The organism is Azospirillum sp. UENF 211521 (assembly GCF_058780535.1).
Window position 1 is genome coordinate 2,462,540 of the sequence record NZ_JBSNCF010000001.1, and the last position, 20,696, is coordinate 2,483,235.

General features: G+C 69.5%; 18 protein-coding genes and 2 pseudogenes. 7 read left to right on the top strand and 13 right to left on the bottom strand.

The features are described from left to right. Positions 1-3 precede the first annotated feature (3 nt). Positions 4-1,053 carry a type III polyketide synthase gene (locus ACWPN5_RS11615; protein ID WP_200477651.1) on the bottom strand — a complete coding sequence of 350 codons (1,050 nt, stop codon included), beginning with the start codon at positions 1,051-1,053 and terminating at the stop codon, positions 4-6. Positions 1,054-1,219: 166 nt separating this feature from the next. Between ACWPN5_RS11615 and ACWPN5_RS11620 the strand changes: the two genes are divergently transcribed. Then, positions 1,220-1,945, top strand: a complete 726-nt coding sequence (locus ACWPN5_RS11620; protein ID WP_145686651.1) for a DUF502 domain-containing protein — start codon at positions 1,220-1,222, stop codon at positions 1,943-1,945. 14 nt (positions 1,946-1,959) lie between these two features. On the opposite strand, the gene ACWPN5_RS11625 is transcribed toward ACWPN5_RS11620, so the two are convergent. The 6 genes and pseudogenes from ACWPN5_RS11625 to cobU form a co-directional block, all read right to left on the bottom strand. After that, positions 1,960-2,619 carry a hypothetical protein gene (locus tag ACWPN5_RS11625; RefSeq protein WP_492295449.1) on the bottom strand — a complete coding sequence of 220 codons (660 nt, stop codon included), beginning with the start codon at positions 2,617-2,619 and terminating at the stop codon, positions 1,960-1,962. Further along, entirely contained in the window at positions 2,606-2,950 is a 345-nt protein-coding gene (locus tag ACWPN5_RS11630) for a hypothetical protein (protein ID WP_492295450.1), read from the bottom strand. Before ACWPN5_RS11630 ends, ACWPN5_RS11625 begins: the two co-directional genes overlap by 14 nt. Before the next feature lie 452 nt (positions 2,951-3,402). Beyond that, positions 3,403-5,485: pseudogene (recG, locus tag ACWPN5_RS11635) on the bottom strand (ATP-dependent DNA helicase RecG). A 375-nt stretch (positions 5,486-5,860) separates the two neighbouring features. Then, positions 5,861-7,336, bottom strand: a complete 1,476-nt coding sequence (locus ACWPN5_RS11640; RefSeq protein WP_492295451.1) for a cobyric acid synthase — start codon at positions 7,334-7,336, stop codon at positions 5,861-5,863. Between the two features lie 3 nt (positions 7,337-7,339). Next, positions 7,340-7,966 carry a cob(I)yrinic acid a,c-diamide adenosyltransferase gene (gene cobO / locus ACWPN5_RS11645; protein WP_145686661.1) on the bottom strand — a complete coding sequence of 209 codons (627 nt, stop codon included), beginning with the start codon at positions 7,964-7,966 and terminating at the stop codon, positions 7,340-7,342. Beyond that, positions 7,963-8,487: a bifunctional adenosylcobinamide kinase/adenosylcobinamide-phosphate guanylyltransferase gene (gene cobU / locus ACWPN5_RS11650; RefSeq protein WP_492295452.1), complete on the bottom strand. Its 525-nt coding sequence runs from the start codon at positions 8,485-8,487 to the stop codon at positions 7,963-7,965. The genes cobO and cobU overlap by 4 nt, the downstream gene beginning before the upstream one ends. Before the next feature lie 159 nt (positions 8,488-8,646). On the opposite strand from cobU, the gene ACWPN5_RS11655 reads away from it, so the two are divergent. The 3 genes from ACWPN5_RS11655 to ACWPN5_RS11665 all read left to right on the top strand — a co-directional run bounded on the left by ACWPN5_RS11655 (position 8,647) and on the right by ACWPN5_RS11665 (position 10,471). After that, positions 8,647-9,642 carry an extracellular catalytic domain type 1 short-chain-length polyhydroxyalkanoate depolymerase gene (locus ACWPN5_RS11655; RefSeq protein WP_492295453.1) on the top strand — a complete coding sequence of 332 codons (996 nt, stop codon included), beginning with the start codon at positions 8,647-8,649 and terminating at the stop codon, positions 9,640-9,642. Positions 9,643-9,728: 86 nt separating this feature from the next. Then, positions 9,729-10,013: a hypothetical protein gene (locus ACWPN5_RS11660; RefSeq protein WP_492295454.1), complete on the top strand. Its 285-nt coding sequence runs from the start codon at positions 9,729-9,731 to the stop codon at positions 10,011-10,013. Between the two features lie 65 nt (positions 10,014-10,078). Continuing rightward, complete coding sequence (locus ACWPN5_RS11665) at positions 10,079-10,471, top strand: hypothetical protein (protein WP_145676687.1); 393 nt, start codon at positions 10,079-10,081, stop codon at positions 10,469-10,471. 31 nt (positions 10,472-10,502) lie between these two features. Here ACWPN5_RS11665 and ACWPN5_RS11670 read toward each other — a convergent pair whose 3' ends face one another. Next, positions 10,503-10,961, bottom strand: coding sequence for a hypothetical protein (locus ACWPN5_RS11670; protein ID WP_145686668.1), 459 nt, complete (start codon positions 10,959-10,961; stop codon positions 10,503-10,505). Between the two features lie 163 nt (positions 10,962-11,124). Here ACWPN5_RS11670 and ACWPN5_RS11675 point away from each other — a divergent pair. Continuing rightward, a pseudogene (locus tag ACWPN5_RS11675) lies at positions 11,125-11,523 on the top strand (DsbA family oxidoreductase); the annotation flags it as partial. A 255-nt stretch (positions 11,524-11,778) separates the two neighbouring features. After that, positions 11,779-12,198: an alternative ribosome rescue aminoacyl-tRNA hydrolase ArfB gene (gene arfB / locus ACWPN5_RS11680; RefSeq protein WP_014240675.1), complete on the top strand. Its 420-nt coding sequence runs from the start codon at positions 11,779-11,781 to the stop codon at positions 12,196-12,198. Between the two features lie 6 nt (positions 12,199-12,204). On the opposite strand, the gene ACWPN5_RS11685 is transcribed toward arfB, so the two are convergent. Next, entirely contained in the window at positions 12,205-12,648 is a 444-nt protein-coding gene (locus ACWPN5_RS11685) for a PRC-barrel domain-containing protein (protein WP_079285195.1), read from the bottom strand. A 157-nt stretch (positions 12,649-12,805) separates the two neighbouring features. Between ACWPN5_RS11685 and ACWPN5_RS11690 the strand changes: the two genes are divergently transcribed. Beyond that, the gene (locus ACWPN5_RS11690) at positions 12,806-14,674 is read left to right on the top strand and encodes an AI-2E family transporter (RefSeq protein ID WP_492295455.1); all 1,869 of its coding nucleotides are present in this window, start codon (positions 12,806-12,808) and stop codon (positions 14,672-14,674) included. Here the strand turns inward: ACWPN5_RS11690 and ACWPN5_RS11695 are convergent. The 4 genes from ACWPN5_RS11695 to ACWPN5_RS11710 form a co-directional block, all read right to left on the bottom strand. Then, positions 14,671-15,603: an ACT domain-containing protein gene (locus ACWPN5_RS11695; protein WP_492295456.1), complete on the bottom strand. Its 933-nt coding sequence runs from the start codon at positions 15,601-15,603 to the stop codon at positions 14,671-14,673. The genes ACWPN5_RS11690 and ACWPN5_RS11695 overlap by 4 nt on opposite strands. 37 nt (positions 15,604-15,640) lie before the next feature. Then, the gene (mfd, locus tag ACWPN5_RS11700; RefSeq protein WP_492295457.1) at positions 15,641-19,267 is read right to left on the bottom strand and encodes a transcription-repair coupling factor; all 3,627 of its coding nucleotides are present in this window, start codon (positions 19,265-19,267) and stop codon (positions 15,641-15,643) included. 10 nt (positions 19,268-19,277) lie between these two features. Beyond that, positions 19,278-19,580, bottom strand: coding sequence for an FAD assembly factor SdhE (locus tag ACWPN5_RS11705; RefSeq protein ID WP_038530795.1), 303 nt, complete (start codon positions 19,578-19,580; stop codon positions 19,278-19,280). Between the two features lie 132 nt (positions 19,581-19,712). After that, positions 19,713-20,504 (bottom strand): crotonase/enoyl-CoA hydratase family protein, encoded by a 792-nt coding sequence (locus ACWPN5_RS11710; protein WP_145686706.1) that lies wholly within the window; start codon positions 20,502-20,504, stop codon positions 19,713-19,715. Positions 20,505-20,696 lie beyond the last annotated feature (192 nt).

Here is a 20,696-nt window from a genome sequence, read left to right on the forward strand (position 1 = left end):
CTCCTAGAGGTCGATCTGGGCCAGCGCCGCGGTGAAGCCGGGGCCGAGCGCGCTCATCAGATGGGGGCCGCGGGCACCGGAGGCGATGCGCCGCTCCAGCACGAACATCACGCTGGCCGCCGACATGTTGCCGCAGCGGCGCAGCACCGCCCAGGCGTCGTCCAGCCCGGCGGACACCGGGGCGCAAACCTCCTCCAGGGCGTGCAGCACTTTGGCGCCGCCGGGATGGACGATCAGCCCGGCGAGGTCAGCGCGGGCCAGCCGCCGCCGCTCCAGAAATCCGTCGAGCACTGGCTCGAGCCGGCTGCGGATCAGCGCCGGGATGCTCTGGCTGAAGATCACGCCGAGGCCGTCATCCTCGACCCGCCAGCCCATCACGTCCTGCGTTCCCGGCCAGGTGTGCTCCGCCCCATCGACGAGGCGCGGCCCTTCCCCTTCCGCATCGGCGCGCAGCACCGCCGCGGCGGCACCGTCCGCGAACAGGGCGCTGGCGACCACGTTGGTCGGTGTCGCCTCGGCCGAGCGGAAGGCCAGCGTGCAGAGTTCCACCACCAGGAACAGCACCGTCCGCCCCACCATCGCCTGGGCGATCTGCCCGGCGCGGGTCAGCCCCAGCACGCCGCCGGCGCAACCCAACCCGAACAGCGGCAGCCGCACCGTGTCGGGTCGGAAGCCCATGCGCTCCAGCAGCAACGCCTCCAGGCTGGGCGTTGCGATGCCGGTGGTCGAGGCGCAGACGATGGCGTCCACGTCCTGCGGCTTCAGGCCGGCATGGGCCAGCGCCCGCCCCGCCGCCTCTTCCAGCAAGGCCAGGGCACCCTCCCGGAAAGCGGCGGTGCGCTCCGGCCAGCCGCGCGGCTCCATGTACCAGTCGATGGGCATGACAGCGTGGCGGGTTTCGATGCCGGTGTTGGCGAAGACCGGCACCAGCCGTTCGAAGTCGCGCATCCGCGGCCCGAAGACGGCGCGCGCGACGCCGAGCGCCTCGTCCTGGCCGAGACGATGGGGCGGCAGAGCCGTGGCGAGCGAAAGGATGCGGGGGGTATGGGTCATTCTCAGCGATGTGATGCGCGCGTGGGTGGCGGACCAGCCCCCCGGAGGGAGTTCCTTCGCATTCTCCCCGGCAACTCTTTCCCGCCGTCCGATACGTCGTTGTGGATTGAGCAGGAGCCATGTCCTGTATCACTATAGCGGGCGTCGGATTTTCGGGGGTGGGGCGGTGGATCGGAACGAGCAGGACAGCCAGAGCGCGGCGGACGAGAGCACGTCCCACCGGCCCGCCGGCATCGGGCTGACGGGGCGGCTGCGCGCCTATTTCCTGGCGGGCGTTCTGGTGACGGCGCCGATCGCGGTCACGGTCTATCTCGGCTGGTGGCTGCTGGCCTTTATCGACGGGCATGTGCGCCCGCTGATCCCCTCCGCCTACAACCCGGAGAACTACCTGCCCTTCTCGATCCCCGGCATCGGGGTGCTGACGCTGATCATCGTGCTGACCCTGATCGGCGCCTTCGCCGCCGGCTATGTCGGGCGCTTGGTCGTGCGCATCGGCGAGGGCGTGGTGGAGCGCATGCCGGTCGTCCGCTCCGTCTACGGGGCGGTGAAGCAGATCGTCGAGACGGTGCTCGCCAAGAAGTCCAAGGCCTTCCGCGAGGTGGTGCTGGTGGAGTTCCCGCGCCACGGCATGTGGTCGCTGGGCTTCATCACCGGCGGCGCCCATCCGGAGATCCAGAAGATCTCCGAAGAGGAGATGGTCCACGTCTTCATCCCCTGCGCCCCGCCGACCGCCGGCTATCTGGCGATCCTGCCGCGGCGCGAGGTCACCGTTCTCGACATGACGGTGGAAGACGGGCTGAAACTGGTGATGTCCGGCGGCATCGTCACCCCGCCCGACCGCAAGCCCCCGCCGCAGCTTCACAAGCTGGATCGGGAGCGCAAAAGCGCCTGACCGGTGCGTGTCCCTCAGTAGCTCACCCGGATGCCTTCGCGGTATTGGCGGCCGGCTTTCGCGTTTTCAAAGGGATCGCGCCCGCTCTTGACCTGCGCTTCCAACGCCGCCTTGACCTCTTCGCTGATTTGAATCCTCTGGCCCATGGCCGGAGCGTCCGTCCTTCCCTGCGGTGCGGGCAAGGAGATCGACGGAAAGACCGATTCATCGGCGGAGAATTCACGGTCCTGCGCAACCGTATGGGTGGAGGGCTGCCCCGTCCGCTCGGCAATCAGAGACGCCGCGTCCCGCTCTCCGAGGGAGCGAAGGGCCCTGTCGATGGACGACAGATCCACGCCGGCGTCCTTCAACTTGTAGGCCGCATCACCTTCCTTGCGTGTGTACGCCATCCGCGAATCGACGGGCTGCGTCAGGCTGAAGCTCTGGAATGGGTCCAGGACTATACGTTGACCATTGGATTGCGCTCGCAGCAGAACTGGGTTGGTGCTCTGCGCCATCAGCGAGGCTGAAATCTCGCCATACGATTCCGGCCCGCCCTGCCCACGCTGATCCAACAAGGACAGCTTTGCCATAAGCTCTTCCCGCTTCGCACTGGTGGCGCTCAAAGCCTTCCTGAAATCGTCCGGCGTGGTGCCGTCGTTGGAGAAAAGGGCGGCGTTCTCATTGTGAGCCATGCGGAACGTCGCCGAGTAGGCCGTGCGCCGGGAACTCCTTGAGCCGCTGCTTCAGCGCGTTGTGGACGTCCTCGCCGGTCAGCTTGCCGCTGTCGACCAGCGACGACAGCTGCGTCCGTGTTTCGGCGGACAGCGCATTGAACGCCATCAAGGATTCATCACGCAAGGAGGAGGCCAGAGGGCTCAACGACACAGTGTCGGTAAGTCCGGCAGCGCCCGTTGCCACCCCTGCCCCGGTTCCATGCGTCGACGAAACAGCGGGGGGCGGAACCGGAGACGTTGCGCGCTGGGTCGATCCGCTGACGGGAGAGGAGACATCGGAAATGATCATGGTCGCGTTCCTCGACTGCGGAGAACCAAATCACTGCGCCATCCCACACAGCCACGGCCCGAAGCCAATCGGTTCCAGGTTGACCATGCATTTCCAAGCCACCACACAAGGCAGTGGCGAACGAAGATTGGCAGTCAGCGCATTTCTCAATTGCAGAAAACGGAGAATGACGACCAAATCGTAGATCGAGGCAACGATAAAATCAATACAAATATTCAGCTACATTAGATGATTAGATTTCCAATCATTATCGATCTAACTATTTTTAATAACCGCAAAAAGCATAACACAAAAATAATAGAGCATTACTCACACAGAAAGACACACGATCACCATTTCTGTTTAGAAACATGAGCCGCAAATACAGTCGATCAATATGAAATAGTAAAAAAACTTCGTAACGCCAAAAAATTGGCTAATTCTGATTGAATATGTACTCCTTTAAGGATCGCTCACCCCGACCGCAACGTCTTGGCCGCCGCGTCCCGTTCGAACAGGTACAGCAACGTTCGCAGCGCCTGACCGCGCTCGCCGGCCAGATCGGGATCGCGATCCACGATCAGCTTCGCGTCGTCGCGGGCCGCCGCCAGCAGGTCGCCGTGCACCGCCAGATCGGCCATGCGGAACTCCGGCAGGCCTGACTGGCGGGTGCCCAGCACCTCGCCGGCGCCGCGCAGCCGCAAATCCTCCTCGGCGATGACGAAGCCGTCCTCGGTGTCGCGCATCGTCTTCAGCCGGGCGCGCGCCGTCTCGGTCAGTTGCGGGTCGAACATCAGCAGGCAGGAGGACGGCTTTTCGCCGCGCCCCACCCGGCCGCGGAGCTGGTGAAGCTGGGCGAGGCCGAAGCGCTCGGCGTGCTCGATCACCATGACGGTGGCCTCGGGCACGTTCACGCCGACCTCGATGACCGTGGTGGCAACCAGGACGTCCAGGTTTCCGGCCTGGAAGGCGGCCATCACCGCGTCCTTGTCCGGCCCGCGCATCTTGCCGTGGACCAGCCCCACCCGGTCGCCGAAGGTGGCGCGCAGGAAGGCGTGGCGCTCCGTCGCGGCGGCGAGGTCGGTCTGTTCCGATTCGTCGACCAGCGGGCAGACCCAATAGACCCGCGCGCCCTCCTGCACCTTGCGGTGGATGCCGTGCACCACCTCCTCCAGCCGATCGAGCGCGATGGTCACGGTCTGGATCGGTTTGCGCCCCGCCGGCTTCTCGGTCAGGCGCGACACGTCCATGTCGCCGTAGGCGGTCAGGGTCAGCGTGCGCGGGATCGGCGTCGCCGTCATCACCAGCACGTCCACCGCCCGCCCCTTGGCGGAAAGCTGGAGCCGCTGGTGGACGCCAAAGCGGTGCTGCTCGTCGATCACCGCCAGGGCGAGCTCCTTGAAGGCGACGTCCTCCTGGAACAGCGCGTGGGTGCCGACCAGCAGCGGCAGTTCGCCCGAGGCCAGCCGGTCCAGCACCGCCTGCCGCGCCTTGCCCTTGTCGCGCCCGGTCAGCAGGGCGAGGTCCACCCCCGCCGCCTTGCACAGCGGGGCGAGGCTTTCGGCGTGCTGGCGGGCCAGGATCTCGGTCGGCGCCATCAGGGCGGCCTGATGACCGGCCTCCACCGCGTTCAGCATCGCCATCAGCGCGACCACCGTCTTGCCGCTGCCGACGTCGCCCTGGAGCAGGCGCAGCATCCGCCGCTCCGCCGCCATGTCCTCGTAGATCTCCGCAAGCGATGTGGCCTGGGAGTTGGTCAGCGAGAAGGGCAGCGCTGCGGCCACCTTGGCGCGCAGCCGCCCGTCGCCCTGGATGACGCGGCCCGACAGGCGGCGTTGCTGGATGCGGACCAGCGTCAGGGCGAGTTGGTTCGACAGCAGCTCGTCATAGGCCAGCCTGCGGCGGATCGGGTTGGTCGGGGCGAGGTCCGCCTCGTCCTCCGGCGTGTGGGCGCGGCGGATCGAACTCGTGCCACGTCGGCCAGCCGTTGCGGGAACGCCACGCGGCGTCCTGCCATTCCGGCAGCTCCGGCACGTCGGTCAGCATGGCGCGCACGGCCTTGCGCAGCGTCTTGGCCGGAAGCCCGGCGGTCATCGGATAGACCGGCTCCACCGCCTCGATCTCGTCCTTCGATTCCAGCGGCACCACGGCGTCGGGGTGGGTGATCTGCGGCGTGTCGTGGAACCACTCCACCTTGCCGGACACCACCACCGTCTTGCCGACCGGCATCTGCCGTTCCAGCCAATCGCCCTTCACATGGAAGTAGATCAGCTCCAGCACGCCCGTCTCGTCGGTGCAGCGGACCTTGTAGGGGTGGCGGGAATTGTGCGGAGCGGCGTGCGAATCGATGCGCACCGTCATGGTGGCGATCCGCCCGTTCGGCGCCTCGGCGATCTTCGGGGCGTAGCGACGGTCGATGACGCCGCAAGGCAGGTGCCACAGCAGGTCCACGACCTGCGGACCGGCCAGCTTTTCGACGAGCTTGCCCAGCCGGGGACCGAGGCCGGGTAGCGCCGTCACCGGGCGGAACAGGGGGAAGAGAACGACGGGACGCACGGGAATGGAGTCTCGGCAGCGGGGACACGGGGGCCTGTGGCACCCATTCAAGCCCGCCGAGGGGGCTCCGCGTCAAGCGCGGCGGTTTGCCGAGGATGGCTGGGAGGGGAAAAGAAGACGGCGGTGTGCAAGGGGTTTGGGGGGAAGCCTGGGCGGGGGACGCCGATCCAAGGCAAAAACCCGATGCACACCGCCGCAAGAAACGATCCGAGGGTATGCGGGAACATTCCGGATCGTGTGTGGCCGGCGGCGGGAACCGCCGGTGGATGACTCGCCAGTAATCAAACGTCGTCAATGACTGTAGTTCTAGCGCCCTCCGCCTGACCCCAGCGTTGCGGGATCATGAAATCGGTTTCATGAAACGCCCGCCTTCCATCACCGCGCCGCGGCCAGCAGAGCATCGATGCCCACATGCTCCTCCAGCCGTACGGCGATGCGGTCGAGCGCCTGTTCGACCGTCGCGGCGTAGGATTGGCCGGACGTCTCGCCGCCCAGCCCCGCCAGGAAGGCGGCGCGGAAGCCGTCCGCTCCGAACAGGCCATGCAGGTAGCAGCCCATCACCCGCCGGTCGGCGGACACGGCCCCGTCCGTCCGCCCGTTTGCCAGGGTCAGCATCGGGCGGGAGCGGTCCGCCCCCTCCGTGCGGCCCATGTGCATCTCGTAGCCGGCGACCGCGGCCCCGGTGGCGGTCTCCACCCCGCTCGCCTCCTCCAGCACCTTCGGCCCCTTCAGCACGGTGTCGACCTCCAGCAGGCCCAGCCCCTCGGCCTCGCCTGGCGGTCCCTCGATGCCGTCCGGGTCGGCGATTCGCCGGCCGAGCATCTGGTAGCCGCCGCAAATGCCCAGCACCCGACCGCCGCGCCGGCGATGAGCGGCGAGATCGACGTCCCAACCCTGGGCGCGCAGCACCGCCAGATCGGCGATGGTCGCCTTGCTGCCCGGCAGGATGACCAGATCGGCATCACCCGGCAGCGGCTGGCCGCGCGGCACCATGGACAAGGCGACGTCCTGCTCCTGGGCCAGCGGGTCGAAATCGTCGAAGTTGGCGATGCGCGACAGCATCGGCACGGCGACGCGCAGCCGCCCCCCGGCGCGGGTCTTCCAGGTGTCCAGCGCCACCGCGTCCTCCGCCGGCAGCAGGGCGGCGTCGGCCAGCCAGGGCACCACGCCGAAGCTTGGCCAGCCCGTGCGCTCGGCGATGACCGACAGGCCGCCGTCGAACAGCCGCAAGTCGCCGCGGAACTTGTTGATGAGGAAGCCGGCGACCAGCGCCCGCTCCTCCGGCGGGATCAGGGCGTGGGTGCCGACGAGGCTGGCGATCACCCCGCCGCGGTCGATGTCACCGACCAGCACCACCGGCACGCCCGCCGCGGTGGCGAATCCCATGTTGGCGATGTCGCCGGCCCGCAGATTGACCTCGGCCGGGCTGCCCGCCCCCTCGACCACCACCACGTCGGCCTCGGCCTTCAGCCGCTCGAAGCTGTCGAGCACGGTGGGGAGGAGCTGCCCCTTGCGCGACTGGTAGTCGCCGGCCCGCGCCGTGCCCGCCACGACGCCGCGCACCACCACCTGGGAGCCGACGTCCGACTGCGGCTTCAGCAGCACCGGGTTCATGTGGACCGACGGCGCCACCCCGCAGGCCCGCGCCTGGAGCGCCTGGGCGCGCCCGATCTCGCCGCCGTCGGCGGTGACGGCGGCGTTGTTGGACATGTTCTGCGGCTTGAAGGGCCGCACGGTCAGGCCGCGGCGCACCAGCGCCCGGCACAGCCCGGCCACCAGCAGCGACTTGCCGACGTCGGACCCGGTGCCCTGAAGCATGATCGCGCGCGGGGGCGTCTTCGCTGCGGCCATGGCTCAGAACTCGATGCCCGGCTGGGCCTTGATGCCCGCCTGGAAGGGGTGCTTGACCAGCGTCATCTCGGTCACGAGATCGGCGGCCTCGATCAGCTCCGGCTTGGCGGTGCGGCCGGTGACCAGCACATGCAACCCCTCGCGCCGCCCGGTCAGCACCGGCAGCACCTCCTCGACCGGCAGGTAGCCCATGCGCAGGACGATGTTCAGCTCGTCGAGCACGACGAGGCTGTATTGGGGGTCGGCCATGAGTTCCTGCGCCTTGGCCCAGGCGGCCTTGGCGGCGGCGATGTCGCGCTCGCGGTCCTGGGTCTCCCAGGTGAAGCCCTCACCCATCGTGAAAAAGTCCACGAGGTCGTCGAATCGCTCCAACGCCACCGTCTCGCCGGTGGACCAGGCGCCCTTGACGAACTGCACCACCCCAACCCGCATGCCATGCCCGGCGGCGCGCAGGATCAGGCCGAAGGCGGCGGTGGACTTGCCCTTGCCGTTGCCGGTGTTGACCATCAGCAGGCCCTTCTCCTGGGTCTTGCTGGCCACCACCCGGTCGTGCAGCGCCTTGCGCCGCTTCATCTTTTCGGCGTGGCGCGCGTTCTGATCGTCAAGCTTCTGGTCGGCATCTTCGGTCATGGCGTCTCTCCCTTCAGCAGCAGCGGCAGCCCGGCGGCAACGAAGGCCACCCGATGGGCCACGGCGGCGATGTCCTGATGCAGCCGCCCCGCATGGTCGCGGAAGCGGCGGGCCAGCGCGTTGTCCGGCACGATGCCCAGCCCCACCTCGTTGGAAACCAATACCACCCGCCCCTCGACTGCGGCCAAAGCGGCCAACAGCTCGGCGGAGCGGGCGGGCACGTTGGCCTCGGCCATCATCAGGTTGGACAGCCACAGCGTCAGGCAATCGACCAGCACACCCGTTCCGACACCGGCGTGGCGGCGCAGCGCGCCGGGCAGGTCGAGCGGCTCTTCCACCGTCGTCCAGCCGGGGCCGCGGTCGTCCTGGTGACGGGCGACCCGGTCGGCCATCTCGGCGTCCCAGATCTGGGCGGTGGCAATGTAGACCCGCGGGCCGGGCGACGCGGTCACCAGTCCCTCGGCGTAGCGGCTCTTGCCGGAGCGGGCGCCGCCCAGGACCAGGGTGATGTCGGTGCTCATGACGGTCGGGCCACCTTGACGCCTGTGGGGGGCTTTGCGGAACCGGATGGTTAGCGCAGTTGGAGCCCCGGCGCAAACCGCCATGCCGGTTGTCCTCCGCCACCTCCGTCCCGTACCATCCGCCGCCGTCCTTCCCAAATCACCCCGGAGCCGCCGACCGTGACCGACACCAACCGGCCCCGCCCGGCCCTGGCCCGCGCCGCCGCGTTCCTCCGCCGCCTGACCGGAAAGCTGGTCCGCCGCGGCGCGCCCGTTCCCCCGCCCCCGCCGAAACCGGGGTCCCTGGCGGAACCGATGGACTCCGGGGTCTTCACCGGCGACTCCGGCTCGCTCGCCTACCGGCTGTTCGTGCCGAAGGGAGCCGCGACGGCACCGCGTCCGCTGCTGGTCATGCTGCACGGCTGCACCCAGTCGCCGGAGGACTTCGCCGTCGGGACCCGCATGAACCGGCTGGCCGCAGAGGCCGGCTGCCTCGTCCTCTATCCGGCGCAGACTCCCGCGGCGAACGACAAGAAGTGCTGGAACTGGTTCAACCCCGACCACCAGCGCCGCGAGCGCGGCGAACCGGCGCTGATCGCCGGAGCGACCCGGCAGGTCGTGGCGGAACAAGGGGCCGACCCGCAGCGCGTCTACGTCGCCGGAATTTCGGCGGGCGGCTCCGCCGCGATGGTCCTGGCGACCACCTATCCCGACCTGTTCGCCGCGGTGGGTGTCCATTCCGGCTTGCCCTACGGCTCGGCGACCGGCGTTCCGTCCGCCCTGTTGGCGATGAAGGCCGGCTCCTCGCCCGGCCAGCGCCCGGCGGCCGGGGCGCCGGTGGTTCCGGCCATCGTCTTCCATGGCGACGCGGACAAGGTCGTGCACCCGCGCAACGCCGATCATGTGATGGCCCAGGCCACCGCCAACGCGGAGGGGCTGACCGCGACGACCGCGGACGGACAGGTCCCCGGCGGGCGCGGCTTTACCCGCACCATCCACAAGGACCCCGACGGAGCGACGTTGTTCGAGCAGTGGACCGTCCACGGCAGCGGCCACGCCTGGTCCGGCGGCAGCCCGGACGGCAGCTACACCGACCCGCAGGGGCCGGACGCCGCGCGGGAGACGCTGCGCTTCCTCCTGTCCCACCGGCACGCGGACCCCGCAACAAGCGCGTGAGTCCGCGGTTACCACTTTTGCACAGCCGAATTCGCAGTGCCCGTGCCATAAGCTCTGTCAGCACCCACCAGCCCATCGATCCGGCCATGCGCGTCCCCGCTCTCCGCCCCGCTGCCCTCGGCGCCCTCGGCGCCCTCGCGCTGTGCCTGTCGGCGCCGCCGACGGTCCAGGCCGCCAACGTCTCCGCCGGGCAGGCCGAGGCGAAGGAGGCCGCGAAATCGCTGGGCAACTGCACGCCCGCCAAGGTGGAGGTGATGAGCTACGTCACCGGCCGCTCCGGTCAGACGGTGTTCAAGGTGGGCTGCACCGAGGACAAGGACACCTTCGTGCTGGTGCAGTGCCGGTCGCGAATCTGCACGCTGCTGCGTTGATTCACGGCTTTTTAATGAGGTTCGCCTGGAATCGGACTCGAACACGGGACGGGGTGCAAGGGGTGATGAGGCTCGCTCAGTCAATCGCGCTGCTGGCGCTGGCGGCCCTTCCGCTCGGCGCCTGCAGCGGCCCGATGATGGTCGCCAGCGCCGGCGCCGATCTCGTCTCCATCACCAGCACCAAGAAGACGCTCGGCGACCATCTGGTGTCCGCGGCGACCGGGCGCGACTGCTCCTCGGTGTCCTTCTCCGAGTCCGGGGTTTATTGTCCGGAGAAGGTCTACGTCGACCGCTCCCGCCTCTATTGCTATAAGACGCTGGCCGACGTGGATTGCCACCACATCCCCGACCCGCACCGCAACGGCCACACCGCCCTGGCGAGCCCGCCGCCGGACATCCGGCCGGAACCGCGCCAGCCGGGCTGGATCGAGCGGATGATGACCGCGGCGGAGCAGTAAGCCCGGCGGAGCCCCCCCCCCGCGTCGGTCCTCAGCGCATCTTCTTCGCCACGAAGGCCTTGGCGAGGGTCATCATCGCCTTTTCATGGGTGACGCCGCCCTGCCCGCCCTTGCCGGCGGGAACCACCATGGTGGCCGACTTGACCGGAGCGGGCGCGCCGGCGCGGCCACGCGGCGCCGGTGCGTCCTCTCCGGGATCGCGGCCAAGACGGCTCAGCACGTCGGCCAGCGCCTCCTTGCTCAGCGCCGAATCCGCGGAACCACGCGACCGGCCCGGCTGCGCGGGCGCGGACCGGCTGGGCGCCGACGGGCGGACGCCGCGCTCGATCGCCGCGGCGGCGATGGCCTTCAGAAAAGGCTGCGAAATGCCCAGCAGAAGCTGCGGGTCCTCGGCCGCCCAGGCCATCAGAAGCTTCTGCGCGGTCGCCCGGCTCCCCTTGGCCGCCACCAGCGCGTCGCGCACCTTGCCGTCCACATAGGAATTCGCCATTGCCACACGCCTCCGACCGCCGCGGACGCTCATCCGCGGAACCCCGCGACTCTCCGGCGGCAAGGGTTAACAAAGGGTTGCAAAGGCGGTTGCCCGAACGCGGCGGGATGCCCCATGGGCAGGGCGGTTGCGCGGCGGGGCGGGAATGGGGGATAGTGGTCCCATGCTGATCGAAACCTACGCCGACCTGATCTGCCCCTGGTGCTACATCGGCAAGCGGCGGCTTGCCCGCGCGCTGGCCGACCGGCCGCGCGTCCAGGTGGAGTTGCGCTGGCAGCCCTTCCAGCTCAACCCGGACATGGCGCCGGGCGGCATGGAGCGCAGCGCCTATCTGGCGGCCAAGTTCGGCGGCACCGAGCGGGCGCGGCAGATCCATCTGGTTGTCGAGGAAACGGCGGAACGCGACGGCCTGCCCTTGCGGCTGGACCGAATCCGGCGCACGCCCAACAGCTTCGACGGGCACCGGCTGATCCGCATCGCTGCCCGCCACGGGCTGGGCGACCGCATGGCCGACGCGCTGTTCCACGCCTATTTCGTGGACGGGCTGGACATCGGCGACCGCGACACGCTGGCCGCGACCGCCGCCGGCCTGGGCTTCGATTTCGACGAGATCAAGACTTCTGCTGACCGGCGATGCCGAGACCTCGGCGGTCTTCAACGCCGACGCCACGGCGCGGCAACTCGGCCTGCAGGCGGTGCCCTGCTACATCTTCAACCGGCGCTACGCGCTGTCCGGCGCGCAGGAGCCCGCCAGCTTCCTCCCGCTTCTCGACCTCGGCGTCGAGGAGCAGGAAGGCGTGACGGCGGCGGCCGACTGATGATCCGGGTCACCCCGCGCATCAGCCTGGACGAGAGCGAGCTTCAGGAAAGCTTCATCCGCGCCTCCGGCCCCGGCGGCCAGCACGTCAACAAAACCGACAGCGCGGTCCAGTTGCGCTTCGACGTGGCGGCTTCGCCGAACATCCCGGACGACGTGAAGGCCCGGCTGGTCCGGCTGGCCGGCTCGCGCATGACCGCGGCGGGCGTGCTGATCATCGTCGGCGACACCTACCGCAGCCAGCTGCGCAACCGCGAGGATGTGCGCGAGCGGCTGATCGACCTGATCCGCGACGCGACGGTGGTGCCCAAGAGCCGACGCCCGACCAAGCCGACCCTCGGCTCCAAGAAGCGTCGCCTGGAGGCCAAGGGTCAGCGGTCGGACATCAAGCGTCTGCGCTCCGGCAAGCCGGAGGATTGAGTCCGCTCAGTGAGCGGTCTTCTGCCGGTTCAGCGAGACCATGTTCCCGCCATACTGGAATTCCGGCAGGTTGGCGAACTGATCCTTGGTGAGCTGGGTCGCCACGAGGGCGTCCTGCTGCTGGTTGTAGCGGACGTTGTCGATGTCCAGCGCCACGTTCCGCCCGCCGATGCCCATGATTCCGCCGGTGGAGACCACGAGCTGGCTCGGCCGGTTGCTGCGGTTGAACAGGACATCCTCGACCTGCCCCACCTTCTGCCCGTCATAGGCGACGACGGACTTGCCCAGCATGGCCTGCGGCTCGATCCGCGAGGCGGTCTGGAGCGACTGTTCGGACATCGGACGGGATGCCTGTTCGCTTCCCCCACCGAACCAGCTCGACGTCTCGGCGCATCCCCCCAAGGCCAGAAGCGCGACCGCCGACAGGACCGGAACAGCAACCTTACGCATAGCCCCCTCCTTCTGACGAGATAACCACGCGGGTTTAAACAGGCCGTCGACCGCAATCGTCACGGTGTCTTGCGGCGATCGCACCCGACGCACCGGAACGCGCCGCGTCCGGCCGCGTTCTGCACTCTCTCAACTCTCCGCCGAGGCACCACCAATCATGGCCGAAGACACCGCCCGCCGGTTGCAGGCCCGCCCCATTCCGGTGCCGAAGGCCGCCCCGCCCGCCTCCACCCAGACGACGCTTCTGGTCATCGCGCTGGTGGTGGCGACGCTGTATCTGGGAAGCGACATCCTGGTCCCCATCGCGCTGGCGGTGCTGCTGACCTTCGTCCTGGCGCCCATCGTCAGCCGGCTGGAGCGGCTGCGTCTGGGCCGGGTGCCGTCGGTGCTGGCGGTGGTGGTTCTGGTCTTCGCAGGCATCGCCGGCTTCGGCATGGTGGTCGGCGGGCAGATCGCCGACCTCGCCAACAACCTGCCCAGCTATCAGAAGAATGTGCATGACAAGCTGGACTCGCTGCGCTCCCGCGCCGCGTCGGCGGGCAGCGGCGGGGTGGTGCAGCAGGCGACCGAAGCCTTCCGCGACCTGAAGCAGGGTCTGGAGCAGGTGACCGGCGAGACCGCGCCCGCCGCGCAGTCCAACGCCCTGCCCGCCCCCGGCGCCGCGCGGGAACCGGTGCCGGTGCGGATCGAGCAGGACGGCTCCGACGCGCTGACCATCATCAGCGACGTGCTGGGGCCGGCGATGGCCCCGGTCGCCACGGCGGGCATGGTGCTGGTCTTCACCATCTTCATGCTGCTGCAGCGCGAGGACCTGCGCGACCGGCTGATCCGGCTGGCCGGGTCCGGCGACCTCAGCCGCACGACGGAGGCGATGAACGACGCGGGCGAACGGGTCAGCCGCTATCTGCTGATGCAGTGCGTGGTCAATGTCACCTATGGCCTGCCCATCGGGGTCGGGCTGTGGCTGATCGGCGTGCCGAACCCGCTGCTCTGGGGCCTGCTGTCGACGGTGCTGCGCTTCATCCCCTTCCTGGGGCCGGCCATCGCCGCGGCCTTCCCGATCCTGCTGTCCTTCGCGGTCGATGGGGGATGGACCCTGCCGCTGCTCTGCATCGCCCTGTTCGTGGCGGTGGAGCTGTTCTCCAACAACGTGGTGGAACCCTGGCTCTACGGCTCGGCCACCGGCCTGTCGTCGCTGGCGATCATCGTGGCGGCGGTGTTCTGGACCACACTGTGGGGACCGGTCGGGCTGCTGCTGGCGACGCCGCTGACCGTCTGCCTCGTCGTGCTGGGGCGGCACGTTCCGCAGCTTCACTTCCTGGAGGTGATGCTGGGCGACCGCCCGGTGCTGCCCGAAGAGGCCAAGCTGTACCAGCGCCTGCTCGCCCGCGATCCCATCGAAGCCATGGAGATCGCCGAGGAGAAGATGAGCAAGGGCGGATTGGTGGAGGCCGGGCACGGGCTGCTCATCCCCACCCTGTCGCTGGCCGAGCAGGACCGCCAGCGCAACCGCCTGAACCCGGAAGGACGGCAGGCGGTGGCCGAGGGCATGGTGGCGCTGCTGGACGAGATGATGGAAGCCTCCCCGCCCGCCGCGGAAGACACGCCGCTGGTCCTGTGCATCGGCGCCCGCAACGACCTGGACGAGGCGGCGGCGGCTCTGCTCGGCCATATGCTGCGCCCGCGCGGTCTGCGCGCCGATGTGCTCCCCTGCGAGAAGGTCTCGGTCCGCTCCATCGCCGCGCTGGCCCCGACCGGCGTCTCGGCGGTGGCGCTGTCCTACCTGAACCCGTCGGCCCTGTCGCACGCCCGCCGGCTGGTGCGCCGCCTGCGGCTGCATTTCGGCCCCGACGTGCCGATCCTGCTCTGCCTGTGGAGCGCCCACCCCGAAGCCGACGCGCCGGAGCAAGCCACCACCCAGACCTCGGCCGACCGCGTCGCCACCAGCCTGACCGGCGCCGTCACCCAGTTGGAGGAATTGGGCGTGCTCGCCGCCGTCGAGGCGGAGAAAGCTCCCCAGGCTTAACCGGGCAGGACGGTGCAGACGCGTTTCAGCGCGTCGGCCGCGCGTTCCACGTCCTCGTCGCGCACCAGCACGTAGTCGGTTTCGTAGGTGGACATGGCGAAGATCGGCACGCGGGCCTGGGCCAGCGGCACGGCGATGCGCGCCAGCACCCCGAACAAGGAGAAGTCCAGCGGCCCCTCCACCTTGAAGGCGCGCCAGCCGCACTCCGCCGTCACGCCCTCCGGTACGCGGGACTCGCGGCAGAGGATGGACAGTTCCTCCCCCGTGCGGGTGGCGCTGACCAGCGGATCGGTCCAGTCGAGCCACGTCGGCATCCCGTCCCCCGGCGCCAGCCGCGCCACCGCCAGCCGGTCCGGCAGAACCGACAGGGCGAGCGGCTTGGTCTCCGGCAGCAGGGCGGCGTCCAGCGTGGCGCGGTCCACCTCGAAGGGCTTGAGGATGCGCTTCGCCCTGGCCGCCAGCGACGGGATGCGCGAGCGCATGGCGCGGCCTAGCATGTCCGCCGCGACCGGGCGAAGCTCCGGATCGTCCGCCGCCAGATCGACCATGGCCTGAAGCGCGGCGCTCTGCACGATCCGGCTGGCCCGGTTCTCGAACCAGCCCTCCAGAAGCGCGACCACCCGTTCCCGCTGCTCCACGCTCAGGCTCAGGCGCGGCAGGATCGCCGCCAGATGCCAGCGCACCTCGGCCTGCTCGATCGCCGCCGCCTCGGTCAGCAGACGTTCGGCGAAGGCGTCCAGCGGGCGGGCGTCGCCGCGCGACACCCGGTCCAAGGCGTCGGCGGCGCGCATCCGCACCCCGGCGTCGCCGTCGAACAGGCAGGCCACCAGTTCCGGCAGGCGGGCGGGGTCGGCGGCCACCGCCTCCGCCACCGTCGGAATGTTGCCGAAGGCCCGCCGGTCGCCGCCGAGCGCCAGGGCCTTCGCCAAGCCCCTGTCCTTGGGGCCCCCATCCTTTTTCATCGCCTCAGCGCCGCCCGAAGGGACGCGAGGGGATGTTCCGCCCGAACTTCGACCCGGCCTTCAGCGCGCTGGGGCGCGGCGGCGGCGGGGGTGGCGGCGGTGGAGGCGCCTCGCCCTTCGGCACGGCGCCGCCACCGGCCATCTGGGCGAGATCGCTCATCAGCCGGTTGACGCCGCGCACCCGCTGGGCCTCGTCGGCCCATTCGCGGGTGTAGACCAGCTTGTGGTCGGGCCGCAGCTTCATCAGGCTGATCTGCTGGCTGATGTAGGTCAGCAGCTTGGCCGGCTCGGCGTAGCTGTTGTTGCGGAAGGTCAGAACGGCGCCCTTCGGCCCGGCGTCCACCCGCTCCACCCCCGCCTGACGGCAGAGCTGCTTGATGGTCACCACGTCGAGCAGGTTCTCCACCTCGCCCGGCAGCTTGCCGAAGCGGTCGATCAGCTCCGCCGCGAAGCCGTCGATCTCCGCCCGGTCCACCAGATCGGCGATGCGGCGGTAGAGCGACAGGCGCACCGTCAGGTCGGGGACATACTCCTCCGGGATCAGCACCGGGGTGCCCAGGTTGATCTGCGGGGTCCAGGGCTGGTCCTCCGCCCCGCTCGGCACCTGCCCGTCCATGTTGGCGCGGGCGTTGGCGACGGCCTCCTCCAGCATGTGCTGGTACAGCTCGACGCCGACCTCCTTGACGTGGCCCGACTGCTCCTCGCCCAGCAGGTTGCCGGCGCCGCGGATGTCCATGTCGTGGCTGGCCAGCTGGAAGCCGGCGCCCAGGCTGTCCAGCGTCTCGATGACGTGCAGCCGCTGCTGCGCCGTGCCGGTCAGCGGCTTGTTCGGCGCGTAGGTGAGGTAGGCGTAGCCACGCACCTTCGACCGGCCGACGCGCCCGCGTATCTGGTAGAGCTGCGCCAGGCCGAACATGTCCGCGCGGTGCACGATCAGCGTGTTGGCGTTGGGGATGTCGATGCCGCTCTCGATGATGTTGGTGGCGAGCAGCACCTCGAACTTGCCCTCGTCGAAGGCGGTCATCACCTCTTCCAGCTCGCTGGCCGGCATCTGGCCGTGGGCGGTGACGATCTTGACCTCGGGCACCAGCTCGCGCACCCGCTCGGCGACCTTGGGCAGGTCCTCCACGCGCGGGCAGACGTAGAAGGTCTGGCCGCCCCGGTAATGCTCGCGCAGGATGGCCTCGCGCACCACCACCGGGTCGTAGGGCAGCACGAAGGTGCGCACCGCCAGACGGTCCACCGGCGGGGTGGCGATCAGCGACAGCTCGCGCACGCCGGACAGCGCCATCTGGAGCGTGCGCGGGATCGGCGTGGCGGTCAGCGTCAGGACATGCACGTCGGCGCGCAGCTCCTTCAGCCGCTCCTTCTGCTTCACGCCGAAATGCTGCTCCTCGTCGACGATGACCATGCCGAGCTGCTTGAACTGCACGCCCTTGCCGAGCAGCGCGTGGGTGCCGATGACGATGTCGGCGGTGCCCTCCGTCAGCTCCTGCTTGACCTTGGTCTGCTCCTTGGGCGTCACCATGCGGGAGAGCTGGACGATGCGCAGCGGCAGCCCCGCAAACCGCGTCGTGAAGGTCTTGAAATGCTGGCGCGCCAGCAGCGTGGTCGGCACCACCACGGCGACCTGCTGGCCGCTCATGGCGACGAGGAAGGCGGCGCGCAACGCCACCTCCGTCTTGCCGAAGCCGACGTCGCCGCAGACCAGCCTGTCCATCGGACGGCCCGAGCCGAGATCGGTGAAGACCTCCTCGATGGCCTTCAGCTGGTCGTCGGTCTCCGGGTAGGGGAAGCGGGCGGCGAACTCCTGATAGACGCCCTCCGGCGTGTAGACCGGGTCGGCTTTCTTCAGCATGCGCTCGGCGGCGATCTTCAGCAGCGCCTCGGCCATGTCCTTCAGGCGCTTCTTGACGCGGGCCTTGCGGCCCTGCCAGCCGGCCCCGCCCAGCTTGTCGAGCTGCGCGTGCGCGTCCTCCGACCCGTAGCGGGTCAGCACCTCGATGTTCTCGACGGGGACGTAGAGCTTGTCGCCGCCCTCGTAGATCAGCCGCAGGCAGTCGTGGGGGGCGCCGGACACCTCCAGCGTCTCCAGCCCGTCGTAGCGCCCGATGCCGTGGTCCATGTGCACCACGAGGTCGCCCGAGGCCAGCGCCGTGTATTCGGCGATGAAGTTGGCGGCCTTGCGCTTCTTCTTCGCCGCCGGGCGGACGAGGCGATCGCCGAGGATGTCCTGCTCGGTGATGACGGCCATGTCGGCGGAGGTGAAGCCGTGCTCCATCCCCAGCACGATCATGCCGATGATGTTGCGGTCGAAGCGGCGGACGTCCTCGATGCTCTCCGCCGGCTCCAGCCCCGGAATGCCGTGGTCGCCCAGCACCGTCATCAGGCGGTCGCGGGAGCCCGCGGAATAGCCGGCCACCAGCACGCGCCGCCCGTCGGCCCGCAGGGCGCGGATGTGGTCCTTCACCGCCTCGAAGACGTTGACGTCGGGCCGCGCCCGCTCCTCGGCGAAGTCGTGGCCGCGCCGCCCGCCGGCGTCCAGCGTGCCCTTGATGCCCGGCGGCGTGCCGAAAGGCTGGAGCTGCGCCACGGCGTGGGCGGCGAACAGGTCGTCCCAGGCCTGGGCGTCGAGGAACATCATGCCGACCGGCACCGGCTTGTAGACCGGCGAGCCCGTCCGCTTCTCGATGACGATCATGCTCTCGCGGGAGGCGTGGAAGTCCACCACCTGGGCGATGCGCGAATCGCGCGCCTCGGTCGCCTGATGGTCCAGCGACAGGATGGCCTTGGGCATGTAGGCCAGCAGCGATTCCATCGTCTCGTGGAACAGCGGCAGCCAGTGCTCCATGCCGCCGTACTTGCGCCCGGCGCTGATCGCCTCGTAGAGCGGGTCGTCGTCGGTGACGGCGCCGAACAGCTCCCGGTAGCCGGAGCGGAAGCGGGCGATGCCGGCCTCGTCCAGGAAGACCTCCGACATCGGCTTCAGGTCGACGCCGTCGCGCTTGTCGGTGGTGCGCTGCGACATGGGATCGAAGCTGCGCACCGCCTCCAGCTCGTCGCCGAACAGGTCCAGGCGCAGCGGCTCGTCGGTGCCCGGCGGGAACAGGTCGACGATGCCGCCGCGCACGGCGAACTCGCCCGGCTCGCGCACCGTCTGGGCGCGGGTGTAGCCGTTGCCGGCCAGATAGCGCTGCAGCTTCTCCAGATCGATCCGGTCGCGCAGCTTCGCCGAGAACACCGCGTCGCGGAAGGCGGCGCGGGGCGGCACCTTCTGCACCATGGCGTTGACCGTGGTCAGCACGACCAGCGGCGCCGCATCCGCCTTGCGCGCCAGCAGGCGGGTCAGCGTGTCGATGCGCTTCGCCACGATGCCGCCGTTGGGCGACACGCGGTCGTAGGGCAGGCAGTCCCAGGCCGGGAAGACCTGCACCTCCAGCGACGGCGCGAAGAAGGCCAGCGCCTCCGCCAGCTGGGCGGCGCGGGTGTCGTCGAGCGCGACGTGGAGGAGTCCGGCGCTCCCCGCCCGCTTGGCGAGGTCGGCGAGGACGCGGGCGTCATGGCCGGCGGGGGCGCCGCCGACCAGAAGGCGGCCGGAGCGTCCCGGCTGCAACTGTTCGAAGCTGGGCAAGGATCGGGCCTCAGGACCCCTGACGGGGCGTGTAGCGGAACTTGGTCAACAGCTGCATGACGTCGGTGTCGTGCTCGGCGGGCAGCGGCTCGCGCCCGGCGTACCAGTTGTAGAGGTCGGGGTCGCTGAGTTCGAGCAGCGCCTCGTAGCGGTCGAGCTGCGCGTGGTCGAAGTCCGGGACATGGGCGTCGGCGAAGCTGCCGATCAGCAGGTCCATCTCGCGCATGCCGCGGTGCCACGACCGGAAGCGCAGCCGCTTGCGCCGGTTTTCCAAGGATTCGCCGCTCTCGGACAGGGTGTTCTCGTCGCTCATGCCATCCACGCCAAAAAGCCCCGGCCCCGGAAGATAGGGGGCGGAGCGGTCCACATCCACCCCCGCATCCTGCACGGCGGCACGCCCCCGCGCAAACCGAAATGCCGGACGGTCCCCCGGAGCGAGCGTGATTCAGCGCGACAGCCACGCCTCCAGCCCGTCGCGCAGGTCGGCCCCCGGCGCCAGCCGGGCGAAGCGCTCCGTCTCCACCGCCAGCCCTTCGCCGATGGTCATGTTCAGGCCGCGGGTCACCGCCCCCAGGATGCCGGAAACCGCGGCCGGGGAATGCCGGACGATCCGCCCGGCCAGTTCGAAGGCCACCGGCAGCAGCGCGTCGTGGGGCACAACCTGATTGACCAGCCCCACCGCCAGCGCCGTCGCCGGCGGGAAGGCGTCGCCGGTCAGCAGCCATTCCAGCGCCCGCTTGCGCCCGGCGTTCCGGGGAAGCCGCTGCGTCCCGCCGAAGGTCGGCATCATGCCGAGCTTGATCTCCGCCTTGGAGAAGCTCGCCTTCTCGCTGGCGACGGCGAGGTGCGCCGCCTCCAGGATCTCGCAGCCGCCGCCGTAGCAGATGCCATTGACCGCGGCGATGACGGGCTTGGGGAAGGACTCAATCCGCGCGCACAGCGTCTGACCGGGCCGGAAGGCGCGCACCGCGGCTTCCGGTCCCCGTCGGACGGCCGGAGTGAACTCCGCGATGTCCGCCCCGGCGGAGAAGGCGCGCTCCCCGGCGCCGGTGACGATGATGGCCCGCACCGCCGGGTCGGCCTCCAGCGCGTCCAGCGTGTCGAGCATGGCGCCGGCCAGAGCCGTGCTGATGGCGTTCAGCTTGGCCGGGCGGTTCAGGGTGAGGGTGGCAATTCCTCCGGCGATGACGCACAGGATGGGAGTGGCGGGGTCGGCGTGTTTGGTCGTCAGGGGCATGACGCGGTCCTTTTATCCTGCGTTTGCGATGCCCCACTGTCGAGCCCGAGCCACTCCCCTGACAAACGAGTACGCCGCGCGTTCAGGTGAGCAACGCTCATCTGAAACGGAGCCTCCGCCGCAGGCCAAAGCGTCACCTTGACAGAATCGCGACAGTTGGTACACTGAACAGTCCCAGCCACTTTCGGTGGA